The sequence below is a fragment of the Dorea chungnamensis genome (assembly GCF_039832125.1).
Lineage (GTDB): Bacteria > Bacillota > Clostridia > Lachnospirales > Lachnospiraceae > JAFBIX01.
The window spans coordinates 1-12,563 of sequence record NZ_JBDOHT010000017.1 but is presented as its reverse complement, the minus strand read 5'-3'; the positions used below and the strand labels follow the sequence as shown (position 1 = coordinate 12,563).

The 12,563-nt window shown below is 41.5% G+C and carries 9 protein-coding genes; 5 read left to right on the top strand and 4 right to left on the bottom strand.

The annotated features are described in order from the left end of the window. The 4 genes from ABE613_RS12770 to gnpA form a co-directional block, all read right to left on the bottom strand. Positions 1–1,188: a Gfo/Idh/MocA family protein gene (locus tag ABE613_RS12770; protein WP_235232952.1), complete on the bottom strand. Its 1,188-nt coding sequence runs from the start codon at positions 1,186–1,188 to the stop codon at positions 1–3. Positions 1,189–1,224: 36 nt separating this feature from the next. Beyond that, on the bottom strand, positions 1,225–2,589 hold the full coding sequence (locus tag ABE613_RS12765; RefSeq protein WP_347376573.1) for a glycoside-pentoside-hexuronide (GPH):cation symporter: 1,365 nt from the start codon (positions 2,587–2,589) through the stop codon (positions 1,225–1,227). Positions 2,590–2,732: 143 nt separating this feature from the next. Further along, positions 2,733–3,575 (bottom strand): AraC family transcriptional regulator, encoded by an 843-nt coding sequence (locus ABE613_RS12760; protein ID WP_347376572.1) that lies wholly within the window; start codon positions 3,573–3,575, stop codon positions 2,733–2,735. Positions 3,576–3,608: 33 nt separating this feature from the next. Next, positions 3,609–5,765, bottom strand: coding sequence for a 1,3-beta-galactosyl-N-acetylhexosamine phosphorylase (gnpA, locus tag ABE613_RS12755; RefSeq protein WP_235232949.1), 2,157 nt, complete (start codon positions 5,763–5,765; stop codon positions 3,609–3,611). A 271-nt stretch (positions 5,766–6,036) separates the two neighbouring features. On the opposite strand from gnpA, the gene ABE613_RS12750 reads away from it, so the two are divergent. The 5 genes from ABE613_RS12750 (at position 6,037) to ABE613_RS12730 (ending at position 12,393) form a co-directional block, all read left to right on the top strand. Beyond that, positions 6,037–6,660, top strand: coding sequence for a carbohydrate-binding family 9-like protein (locus tag ABE613_RS12750; RefSeq protein ID WP_347376571.1), 624 nt, complete (start codon positions 6,037–6,039; stop codon positions 6,658–6,660). A gap of 49 nt (positions 6,661–6,709) precedes the next feature. Further along, on the top strand, positions 6,710–7,441 hold the full coding sequence (gene nagB / locus ABE613_RS12745; protein ID WP_347376570.1) for a glucosamine-6-phosphate deaminase: 732 nt from the start codon (positions 6,710–6,712) through the stop codon (positions 7,439–7,441). 254 nt (positions 7,442–7,695) lie between these two features. Further along, the gene (locus tag ABE613_RS12740) at positions 7,696–9,501 is read left to right on the top strand and encodes a sensor histidine kinase (RefSeq protein WP_347376569.1); all 1,806 of its coding nucleotides are present in this window, start codon (positions 7,696–7,698) and stop codon (positions 9,499–9,501) included. Between the two features lie 18 nt (positions 9,502–9,519). Further along, positions 9,520–11,043: a response regulator transcription factor gene (locus ABE613_RS12735; protein ID WP_347376568.1), complete on the top strand. Its 1,524-nt coding sequence runs from the start codon at positions 9,520–9,522 to the stop codon at positions 11,041–11,043. A 114-nt stretch (positions 11,044–11,157) separates the two neighbouring features. Next, positions 11,158–12,393 (top strand): sugar ABC transporter substrate-binding protein, encoded by a 1,236-nt coding sequence (locus tag ABE613_RS12730; RefSeq protein WP_347376567.1) that lies wholly within the window; start codon positions 11,158–11,160, stop codon positions 12,391–12,393. Positions 12,394–12,563 lie beyond the last annotated feature (170 nt).

Here is a 12,563-nt window from a genome sequence, read left to right as displayed (position 1 = left end):
TTATTTGTTATAATTTTTGAATGCAGGAATCTCGATGACTTTGCCGCCCTCCATTGCGGATTGGTGGGCGCAGATTCCAAGGCCGGTCCAATATGCGCCCAGGATATCATCTACGATTGGCTTGTGGTCTTCGATAATGGATCTGACGAATTCGTGAACCATATGTGGGTGGGAACCGCCATGCCCTCCGCCCTGTTTGAAAGAGAGGTGCATATTCTCATCATTATATATAGTTTCAGCCGTGAAACCAGCAATCTCTTTCGGAAGTCGATATCCATAATCTGGTACCTTAATCCGCTGCTCGATGATCTCGCTGCCGCGGTTGAATCTTTCAGGATCGGAATCCAGATCAATCATATCTTGCTGTAATTCACCGGTCCGGCTAAAGAGTACCGGATCTTCATTGGCCGTTTGCTGCCATTCGAAGCTCTTGTTCTCGCCATATACACGAAAGCATTCAGAATAGCTTCTGGCAACACCATATAAAAAGCGTTCCAGTTCAATCGTCACATCGCTGTCTTCCAGAGATACCATTGCGGATTCAAATGCAAACGGACATCCGTATCGTTCTTTCAGGATGTTTCTGACTCTGCCGGAACCTTTGGCATATACATGACTTGGATATTTTCTCAAAAGCATCAGGCACGGGCCGATGGCATGGGTCGGGTGCATAAGCGGCGGATATCCTTCCCAGTAGGATGGCCAGCCTTCCATGTCCTGATAATGTGCACAGCTCATATACTGGATTTTCCCCAACTCTCCCTTTTGGTACATATCCTGCACATAGAAGAATTCTCTTCCAAAGACGGTAGTCTCCAAGAACATATACTTTTTTCCGGATTTTTTTCTGGCTTCAATAACTGCATATAATTCATCCAGAGACATCCCCATTGGAATGGTACATCCGCAGTGCTTTCCTGCATTCAGAACACGAATGGATAATTCGGCATGTGTAGCGGGCGGTGTAACGATGTGGATGGCATCCACTTCTGGATCATCCAGCATAGGCTGGATATCGGTAAAGCATTCTTCTTCGCAAAAGCCGAATTTTTCCTGTGCAATTTTTAATAACCTTTCGTCTGTATCCGCAATGACGACAGATTCTACATCGGGATGTTTCTTATAGATTGCGACAAATTCCATGCCGAAGCTTACGCCCACGACACCGATTTTTAATTTCTTTTTCATGACGATACTCCTTTTAGATTTTTTTAAATACTTCTGTTATTGTTTTATAATATCTGGCATCTGAGCCGGTGCTTTTTTTGAAAGGCCGCGGCGTCTGGCAAGTTCTTTCTGGACTTCAGGCATCCGCCTGTCTAACTTATAGAATTGCATTAGCACAATAATGGCAAGACATAATGTGATGGGAACCCAGATAAAACTTATCTGAATGCTCCTAAGAGCAGATGCTGTCTGTTTTTGATTGGCAACGTATCCGCCGGCTTTGAGCAGATGCCCAAGAAGGGAACTGCTGGCGCCCATGGCAATATTGGACAGGAAACCGGAGCAGGCAGTGATCATACCTGCGATGCTCTGTCCGCTGGTGTATTCACAGTAATCAATGACATCTGGGCATATAGTGAAAAATGTAGCCTGAATCAGATACATGCCGCATCCTGTTGCCACAAGACCGCACATCAGAATGGGGGTAGTACTTTGAGCAAACCAGATGGTCAGAGTGCCAAGGATATAGATGACGGCACCTGTGATGACAGCGTTGCGTTTCCCGATCTTTCCTGTGATATATGGAAGAAGCAGTAATACGGGCAGGCCGGAGAAAGTACCTAGAATTCCAATTGTCGGAATCAACTCAATCTTCTCCAGATTATAGGTAAAGTAATAGATGACCGAGGTGCTTCGGATATTGAACATGGAGAAGTACAAAAGTCCGAATAAAAACATGACCAGACACTGTGAGTTTAGGGACTGGAAATCCTTCTTCACAGAGGATTTCTTTCCTTTGGCGGCAGGCTGGATCTTTTCTTCTGTGTTTTTAAAAGTAACGAAAAACAGAATGACTGCAATTGTTGCATAGATGGTAATGGTAGACAGATATCCTCGTCCCGGATCATCATTTCCAAAATGTCGGACTAACGGGGTGGTAAATGTTGTGATAATCGTAGCGGCAATCATGGAAAATATCATTCGTGTGGTAACCAGAACGGTGCGCTCTTTCGAATCTGATGTCAGAGTCGGTAGAATCGAAGAGAGAGGGATATTTACGATTGCATAGATAAAGCTTAGGATGACATAGGATACGAATGCATATACAATCTTCCAGTTTCCCTGAAGCGGGGGCGCATAGAAGACGGCAATCGTGATAAGCCCAAGCGGAATGGCGCCAAACAAGAAAAACGGGCGGTTCCGTCCCCATCGTGTGTTGGTGCGGTCCACGATCAGACCTGCCAGAATATCCATAAACCCTTCCGTAATTCTTGCTGCGAACATCATGGTTCCAGCAACAGCGGCACTGATGCCAAATACATCTGTGTAGAATATCATCAAATAAGACGCCACCATAGAGAAGATCAGAGTGCAGGCAAGGTCGGCCACTCCATAACCAATTCTTAATCTCCATTTTCCCATTCTATATACCTCCTACTATTGAACTGTCATAATATACATGTCTAACTGATTCTATTGTATCAGACAGGTGATAGAGTGTATTTCCCTATGTTGCTTAAAAATTGTCAAATTTTGCTTTTGAAAATAAAAAAAGCCTCATAAAATTAACATTTATGGGCTTTTTGGTATTGCTTCGGTGTTATATGGTATATCTTTTTGAAGGATTCGATGAATGATTTTACGTTCGGAAAACCATTGTTAAAGGCGATTTCCGTGATGGTTTGATTGGTATTTAATAATTCATCTCTTGCCTTCTGGACTCGATGAAGAGTCAGGCATTCGTAGAAATTAATTCCGGTAAATTGTTTGAATTTCCTCGAAAAATACGCAGGTGACATATTTACGTGGTGAGCAATCTCTGCAAGTGAGATCTGCCGGGAATAATTTTTTTCAATATATATGATGGATTCTTGTATCTGTTCGATCTTCCTGGCAAGGTCGTAATCCTGATAATAGGGATTGGGTTCCAGACAGTGCTCCAATAAAAGGCTCCCGACCTCCAGGAGTAATGCGTGTATCTTCATCTCAGAATAAGGAATTTTGGACTGGTGCAAGTCGGCGATTTTCAGGATTAGTTCTCGAAGCTTAGGCTTGATCCATTCGCGGTTATCCAGGGAGAATTGATGTTGAGGAAAGTCCGGACAGTATCGGAGAAAGAAGTCGTAATCCCATTGGATCGTGATTAGTTTTATAAAACCAGAATCTTCCAGAATATCACCGTAATGAATTTTTTTGCTGTTAATGATATTGATGTCGTTGGGTGATAGAATACTCTGTCTTCCATCTACGATAGAAATAGATGTCCCGGCCTGAACGAGATTCAATTCGATGTCTTTGTGCCAATGAGGAGGTACGCGGGATGTGTCGCCGGCCAGGGTCTGTAGTATAATTTTGGCGGGGAGATTGTCCTGGTGAACAATCTCCTCCATCTTAATGTTTTGAACCATAATGGGATAAACTCCCTTCGTGTGAATTCTTGTTTAACGCCACAGAATCTCACAAGGTTCGAGAGTGATGGTCTCGCAATTGCCCTCTCCATCATAAAACTTTGTAGTCTGTGTCTCGTTTGAATTATTAAGTATAGCATATTTTCCACTTTCTGGGTAGGCATTTACCTCACAATTCAGATTATCTGCATACCATACGTGGAAAGTATCTTCTTTATGAGCGGCATAATACATAGCGCGCATGAGAAGACGTGTGTTTTCGTAACTGTAAGGAAGTCCTGCAATATATACTCCGCGCCCCTTGCCGTAGGTGTTGGCCGCAAGGTGTACCTCATGATTGGAGTATTCGATAATCTCTGTGCGGTCAGACAATGCGTAGATATCATGCTTGCTTTCGCCAAAATCATAATCTGCAGTTCGGTCTTCAATGATGAAGTGATGATCTTGTGCCTGCGTAAAATATTTATCCGTAGACAGGGTGTATCCCAGTTCCTTGTCTACACCTAGAATGTCTGCAAGCTGGAAGTAACGTCCGCCGTGATGTACAGCGGTTGGATCGCCAATTCCGATAAAACCGCCGCCTTCATAGACCCATTTACGAATGGCGGTGACAAGCTTCTCATCCAGCCATTCTTCGCCGCCGGAGAACGCGGTCATAGCATCACCAGCGTTGATGATGACGTCTACGTCGGAAGGAACTCCATTTTCACGAATATCATCAAAGCTTAAGAAAACCACATCTACTGCAGCTCCGCTCAGGGATTCTAATACGCCAAAGTAAGAATAGGTCTGTTTGTACCAGAGAGCGTGGGCTACCATATAAGTCTGCCAGGAACGAAGCTTGCCCCAGGAATTCAGGATAGCAACTTTCAGACCGCAATAAGGCGTCTTGCCCTTGACGTTGTCATAAATCAGACGGAATTCATCGGTAACCTTCTCGATATAATCTACAAATTTCGGGAATTTATATGCCAGGCTTAAGTAACCGCCGTAGCCGATGCGGTCTACCGGATTACGCATCAATGCACGTCTTGCACTGAGCCAGTTGTCGATGGCTTCGATACAAGGGTCATTTCCTTCATAGAAGGTATCCGGGAAGAAATAAGGAAGGAAACGTCCTTCTGTATATTTGACACCTGGAATATCAGAAATCAGACGCAATGTTGCACCACCGCCGACACTTCCTACCACTGCATCCAAACCAATGTCCTCAAAATAAGGACCATAAGGTTCTGTTCCAATCCAGTTGTCACCAAGGAACATCATAGCCTCCCGGCCGGCTTCATGAGTGATGTCTACCAGTTCCTTTGCTTTTCTGGCAACAAAACGCTGGATGAAATCCATATAATCGCGGTAAGCTTTCGTTGGAACGCGGAATGTAGAGTTGTAGTAACCATTGTCCACGATATCTTCCGGTCTTAAAGCATAGCCATATTCCTGTTCGAATTCTTCCAGAGCCTTGATGGATACAGTCGCACCATAGCCGAACCAGTCTACAAACTTTTCCTTAGCCTGTGCGTTAAATACCAATGTAAAGTGATAGAAGAACGTAGTAAATCGCACGACATCGGTGTCCGGGTTGTCGATTAACCACTGCTTCAGATAATCCTTGGCAAAAGCTCCAGAATTGACCTGGCGTACATCAAATGGAATCTCATGCGGCTTATCCCCCCAGTTGTTGGTGATGTGGTTGTACATCTGCGTCGGATCCCAGATGGCATATACGAAAAAGGATACCGTATATTCATGGAATGGAATGGCATTGTTGATGGTGACCAGATCGTTTTTCTCATCAATGGTCCAGCAGTCTACAGGTACAACTTCTCCCGTAGTACGGTCAATGACCTCCCACCATTTCTTAGGATCGTGAATATAATCTGCGATTACTTGTTCGCGATAATAACCGTCCAGAAAATCAATCGTAACAGAAGAATCTGTTGCCAGATTGTGTTTCGACATCAGAAGCATCTGCTGGCATTCATCCATATGTTTTTCTGCAAATTCATTGTGTCCTCTTGCGACAAAATAAGTCGTATAGATCTTAGCATCCAAAGACTTGATCTCATCGTCAAGCTTTGTGCCGTCACTGTCACGGAGTGCATCGGCTCCCCAGCGTTCCAGCATCTCCTTCGTTTCGTTCAAAAAATTAGATTCACTTGGTAAAGTGACCCTTCCCTTTGTTTTAGACATAATACCCTCCTATTGGGGACAGGGTGATTTTAATTTGGGACGGGGGAAAATGAGTTTTCCCCCGTCCCCTCCCCATCCCTGTTGATATAAGATGAGTATATGAAATAACCCTTTAGTTTTCAATAGCACGATTGTTGACTTTTTTTGCACATTCGGGTCTTTGCATTTGCACAATCTTGTTTTCATATTCTTTTTTTGATAGATTAATTTTAGGAGTACAGCATGTGGTGAGCAACAATATTTTATAAAAGGAGTGGCAAGGATATTGTCTATGGAGGTTAGTGTAATCAGAAGTGCCAAGGAACTGGAGCGGGTGGAACCTTTTCGTGTGGAATATCTTCTGTGGGGAACGAAGAAGATTCCTGATACGTACGGATATCTTGGATTTGTGCCAGGGGAAGGCTTTTATCTGAAGATGGTGTGTGAAGAGGTGGATCCGCTTCGTACTTATACGAATGCATTGGATCCTGTGTATCGGGACAGTGCGCTGGAAGCGTTCTTTGAATTTGAAGCGGCTAAGGAAAGAATGGTGCCACCGATTTACTTGAATTTTGAAGTGAATGCGAATGGCGCTTTGCTGGCAGCATACGGAACCAGGCGTACATACCGGACATACTTTGCGAAAGAAGAGATGGATTCTTTTGATTGCAAGGCGCAGATCGATGCAGATAAGTGGAGTATGAGTCTTCGTATTCCGATTGGAATATTGGAGAAGATCTATGGACCATTGGAATTGAAAGTAGGCAGCGAATTTACTTGCAACTTTTATAAGATATCAGAAGCGAAGGAAATGGAACACTATGCTTCGTGTTTTCCGATTCTGTCGGAGATTCCCAGTTTTCATATGCCGGAATTTTTTGGGACGGCAAAGATTGTGGATTCACGAAAAAGATAGGAATTGGGTAATAATTTAAGGGTAGAAATATGTTGAGGAGGAAAAGATTATGCAAATCTACAAAGCAACCGATTACAAGGATATGAGCAGAAAGGCGGCAAACATTATCTCTGCACAGGTAATCATGAAACCAAACTGTGTATTGGGACTGGCAACAGGTTCCACACCGATTGGGACCTACCAGCAGTTAATTGAGTGGTACAAAAAGGGAGATCTGGATTTCTCTGATGTGACAACTGTGAACCTGGACGAATATAAGGGCCTTCCAAGAACGAATGACCAGAGCTATTATTACTTTATGCACCAGAATCTGTTTGATCAGGTCAATATCAATCCTGAGAATACACATCTTCCAAATGGAATGGAGCCAAACAGTGAAAAAGAGTGTGCCAGATATGAGAGCCTGATTCATTCTCTTGGTGGGGTGGATCTTCAGCTTCTTGGACTGGGACATAATGGGCATATCGGATTCAATGAGCCGGGAGAGGCATTTGAGAAAGAGACCCATTGTATAGATCTTCAGGAGAGAACTATCGAGGCAAACAAACGCTTCTTTGCTTCCGCAGATGATGTCCCGAAGCAGGCTTATACCATGGGAATCAAGACGATTATGCAGGCGAAGAAGATCCTGGTAATTGTAAGTGGCGAGGATAAGGCAGATATTGTGGCAAAGGCTTTCTTTGGACCGGTAACACCGGCAGTTCCTGCGTCCATCCTTCAGATGCATAATGATGTGACTTTGGTGGGCGATGAGGCAGCGCTTTCTAAGATTCCGCGGTAGAATATGCGTAATCATTCAAATAAAAGAGGATAAAGGATAAACCGAGGACGAGGTGGTTTGCATCGCCCTCGGTTTTTTTTGTGACTTTGTAGTGCGCATTTCTAGTAAATGGAAATGTTTTATGAGCGATTGTAGCAGAAATGTGGGAAAATAGAATTTCCTTTAGAAAAATACTCCTTTTTATGTTTTTTCATCATTAGGTATGAGGTAATATAATGCTATGATAACATAAACAAAAATATTGGGGGGATTCTGTGAAAAAAATATTCAGTATGTTTTCTTGGTCCAGTTTGAAAGGGAAAATTTTGACGGCGTTTGTTGTTACTGCAGTAATTCCATCGCTTATATTGATCTTTTTTTCATATATTAATACTTCTCGTATTGTCAGGGATAATGTAGAAGAACTCATGCAGGCGAATATTCAACGGACTAAGAGTAGTCTGGATGTATGGGTGGATTCTTATGAGGATATTCTGTTTCAGGTATATATGAATGATGATATCGTGGATATGGTAGATGATATTAATCAAGGAGAGGATATTACAGCAACAAAGGCGCGGCTTCGAAGTACTCTGAGGGGAATGTTCTATGCAAAAGAACATATTAAATGTATTACGGTTATTACAGAAAGCGGAGAGGTTGTATTCTATGATCTGCTGACGGGTTCTTCAACCCGTACTTCATGGATGGGAAGTATAGGTATGAGTCAGGATGGGATTTATGAGTATTTTTCATTGGATAATTTTACACATATTATTCCGACCAGACGTGCCGGAGTTTTTGCTGCAGATGTTTATTATCTGTTTCATCTGGGACATCGTATTATTGACTATCAAAATGTAAACAAGCAAATAGGCGTGGTGATTGTCAGCGTGGATGAAGCTATGTTAAGAGAAATATGCGGAAAGTCCGATGACAGGACTCATTTTACTTTCATGGTGGATACGCAGGGAAATATGATATCCTGCTATGAAGAAGAACTTTTGGGAACGAAAGTGATGGAGTGGTCAGATGATATTGAAAAAAGAAAACAATCATATTGGAAGTTCTTAAAAGAAAATAATCTGATAGGAGTTAATTCTGAGACAATAGAAATAGTTTATGACGAAGAGTTTGGTGCTGATATTGTAAATGTGTCAAGTCAGCAGGAACTGATAAAAAGATTAAATGCCCAACAGAGGATTTTATTGTTTGTATTAGGAGTAACAGTTTTCATATTGTTGATCCTCATAGTTACAATGACGAGAAATCTTATGAGTTCTATTAACCGTCTGGTAAGGACAATGAAAATTGCAGAAGAAGGGAAATTATCTGTCAGAGCTGTTGTGGATAAAAATACACCAACAGAAATCAGAATTATAGAGACACAGTTTAATCATATGATGGATGAACTGGAGAGTTCTATCAAGAAAGAAAAAGAAGCTTATGAACGACAGCGTAATGCGGAAATCGCTGCATTGGAAGCGCAGATCAATCCGCATTTTCTGTATAATACGTTAGATACGATTAACTGGATGGCGATCGACAGAGATGAATTTGAGATTAGCAATTCAATCACATCACTGGCGGCAATCCTTCGGTATGGGATTGATGATAGTAATGCGGAAGTGAAAATCGGTCGTGAAATAGAATGGCTGAAACAATACTTGTTCTTGCAGCAGACAAGATTAAAAAATGCATTTGAATGTGAAATTAACGTATCACCAGAGGTTGTAGATTGGAGAATTCATAAGCTCCTTTTTCAGCCGTTCGTAGAAAATGCTATTTTTCATGGCTTTAAGTCAAAGAAAGGGGTGCATCTCCTGAAAATAAATATAGAACCAAGACAGGATAGACTGATGATTCAGATATGGGATAATGGAAAAGGAATGTCAGAAGAACTGGTCAAAATGATTAATTCCAGAATCTATCCGGCCAGTGAAGATAAAAATTGTATTGGGATGGAAAATGCTATTACCAGAATACAGATGTATTATGGAGAAATGGCATCTGTTTATGTGGAAAGCAGCATAGAAGAATACACAAGTGTCTGGATATATATACCAAGGGTGTCTGTTTAATGGAGAGAAGAGGTTTTTATGAGATTTGTGATTGTGGAGGATGAGATCTGGATTCGTGAAGGCATTCGGAAATTGCTTCCTAAATTAGATGAGGAGAATGTTATCGTGGGGGAAGCAGAGAACGGAGTAGAAGGGGTGGAAGTCGTCCGTAAAGAAAACCCGGATGTAATTATTACAGATGTACGAATGCCGGTTATGGATGGTCTTGAAATGTTAGAGGAGATTTATGCAGAAGGTTGTAAAGCAAAGTCTATTGTACTGTCTGCATATTCAGAATTTGAATATGCCAGATCTGCATTGAGGCTTGGGGTAACAGAATATCTTTTGAAACCAATTGTGATGGCAGATTTTTCGGAAGCTGTAGAACGGGTAAAATTCGAACTGGAAAAGGAGCGGAAACGTCATCCAAAGCAGATTGGAAGCCTGGATCAGGTAATGAAGAATATTCTGGCAGGTGATTTTTTGCCAGAAGAAGAGGTTACAGAATATTTAATTAAAGAATTTGGACTTGATGGACAGCTGTCATTAGCTCTGTTTGTATCGTATTTTGAAGAATGGTCGGATAAAAAATGTGATAGATTTATTCGAAAAATAAAAATGATTTTTTCGGAGAAGCCGTCAATTTCTTACTGTGTTATAGAAGATGAAAAACAGAAGGAGATTATAATTATTATTTATAATTATGCGAAAAACCAAAATATTAAAAGATGGATACAAGGACATTTTCTGCAAAAAAGTAATGATTTAGACGGTGTCGCAATGGGATGGGCAGAATCTCCGAATATTTTTAATTTAAAAGATAATTATGAAGAAGTGGAGCAATATCTGGAGTGGAATATTCTTCTTGGAAGTGAAGTTATCATATCTTGCCCAGAGATTCAGCGTGTACAAACATCACTATGTGTATATCCACTGGATATAGAAAATCAGATGAAGACGGCGGTTTGCTCTAATGATCCTCAGAAAATAAAAAAGAGTGTGGAACAGTTTCAGAAGTATTTTCAGAATGGGAAAATATATGAGCCAAAAAGAATAAAAGAATGTTATGTGCGATTTTTCTGGGCTATGATTAATTTTTCAAAAGAAATAGGGAATTTTAATTTTGAACATTTTGAACAAAGAGAACTTCTGGATAGAATTACACATACAAAAACCAGAGAAGGAATGAAAAGAATAACAATAGAGCTGGTCGAAAGGCTCCAGAGGACGGAAGAACAGATTGAGAATCTGAATGTAAAACGTGCAGTGGCAATGATTCATGAATTTTATCGCACAGGAATTACATTGGATGAGATTGCCGCAAAGCTTGGAATAACGCCAGAATATCTTGGAACGCAGTTCCATCAGGTGTTAGGGGTGAATTTTAGCGCGTATCTCAAGCAATTTCGTTTGAATAAAGCTAAAGAATTATTGCTTGGAACACAGTTAAAATTGTATGAAATTGCAGAGCTGATAGGTTATTCGGACTCCAAATATTTTAGCAAAGTTTTTAAGGCTGAGACAGGGTATCTTCCCGCAGATTATAGGAAGATATATAAATAAATTACAGAAAAACTCCTTTAGATATCTCCTCCTTTTTAAGCTTTGTGGAATTTTCAAGTATATGTTCGTGTTTTAAGATATAAGTAAATTAAAACTGTTAAAGGAGGAAAAGAAATGAAATTGAAAAAGGCATTGGCTATGGGGCTGGCAACAGTGATGGCGGTTGGAATGCTGGCGGGATGCGGAAGCTCCGGCGGATCTTCAGACGGAGATGGATCTTCAGAAGGTGAGGCTTCCAAAGATGTAACAATCTGGTACTACTGGGAGACAGAAGCACATCAGGTGGCTCTGGATAAGGTAATTCAAGATTATAATGAATCACAGGATGCATATGAAGTAACTGCAAAATATGTACCATTTGCTGATTTTAAAAAACAGCTTTCCATCGGGGCATCTGCGGATGAACTTCCGGATATTGCAATCCTGGATTCACCAGACCATGCATCTTATGCGACAATGGGAATTTTCGAGGATCTGACCGGAAAATTCGACGTAGATAATTACTATGAAGGTACAGTAAACTCCTGTACATTGGATGGCAAGTTATATGGGGTGCCATTTGGAGCAAACTGTCTTGCGTTATATTATAATGAGGACATGCTCAATGCGGCAGGATGCAGTGTTCCTACTACATGGGATGAGCTGATGGACACTGCAAAAGCATTGACAACAGATTCTGTAACCGGTCTTGCGTTCTGCAGCGTTCAAAATGAGGAGGGTACATTTAACTTTGTTCCATGGCTGTGGTCTACAGGTGCAAGTTCTTATGAACTGGATTCTGAAGGCGGTATCAAAGCCCTTACTTTTGCAAAAGAACTGATTGACTCTGGTGTTATGAGTAAAGAATGTACAAACTGGACACAGGGTGATGTCATGAATCAGTTCATTTCAGGAAATGTTGCAATGATGGTAAATGGTCCATGGCAGATTCCGACCATGCAGGAAGAAGCTCCGGATTTGAATTGGAAAGTTACATTAATCCCAAAGGATTCTGAATATGCTTCTGTTCTTGGCGGTGAGAATTATGCAGTTATTAAGGGCGGCAATACAGAGGGCGCTTTAGATTTCTTACAGTATTCAACTGCTGAAGATCAGGTTAAGTTCCTGATGGATTCATTTGGATATATTTCCGCAGATCAGACAATTGCTGAAAATCAATTTGAAGAAGGTTCACCATATGAACCGTTTGTAGAAGAACTTAAATATGCTCAGCCAAGAGGACCGCTGGCAGAGTGGCCAAGCGTATCTGATGCAATTTCACTGGCATTTAATGAGGTGATGACAGGTGCTTCTACACCTGAAGACGCAGCGGCAAAAGCTCAGGAGACGATCGACGGTATTGTAAAATAATTATTGAAATAGAAATACGGAGTATACGATGTTCCGTGTACTCCCTTTTTATGGTGCGCCTAGCGGCGCACGTTTCTCAAGGGTTAAAGTCCCAAATCCGCCCGGTAGTGGGAAGGATATAGTCGAAGGCAAGGGTGTCGAGGGTGACCTCGAATCTGAAGGAAGCCGGA

What these genes read in the sequence shown, in the direction of transcription:
- ABE613_RS12770 (WP_235232952.1), bottom strand. Translation starts at nt 1,188, where the DNA reads ATGAAAAAGAAATTAAAAATCGGTGTCGTGGGCGTAAGCTTCGGCATG.
- ABE613_RS12765 (WP_347376573.1), bottom strand. Translation starts at nt 2,589, where the DNA reads ATGGGAAAATGGAGATTAAGAATTGGTTATGGAGTGGCCGACCTTGCC.
- ABE613_RS12760 (WP_347376572.1), bottom strand. Translation starts at nt 3,575, where the DNA reads ATGGTTCAAAACATTAAGATGGAGGAGATTGTTCACCAGGACAATCTC.
- gnpA (WP_235232949.1), bottom strand. Translation starts at nt 5,765, where the DNA reads ATGTCTAAAACAAAGGGAAGGGTCACTTTACCAAGTGAATCTAATTTT.
- ABE613_RS12750 (WP_347376571.1), top strand. Translation starts at nt 6,037, where the DNA reads ATGGAGGTTAGTGTAATCAGAAGTGCCAAGGAACTGGAGCGGGTGGAA.
- nagB (WP_347376570.1), top strand. Translation starts at nt 6,710, where the DNA reads ATGCAAATCTACAAAGCAACCGATTACAAGGATATGAGCAGAAAGGCG.
- ABE613_RS12735 (WP_347376568.1), top strand. Translation starts at nt 9,520, where the DNA reads ATGAGATTTGTGATTGTGGAGGATGAGATCTGGATTCGTGAAGGCATT.
- ABE613_RS12730 (WP_347376567.1), top strand. Translation starts at nt 11,158, where the DNA reads ATGAAATTGAAAAAGGCATTGGCTATGGGGCTGGCAACAGTGATGGCG.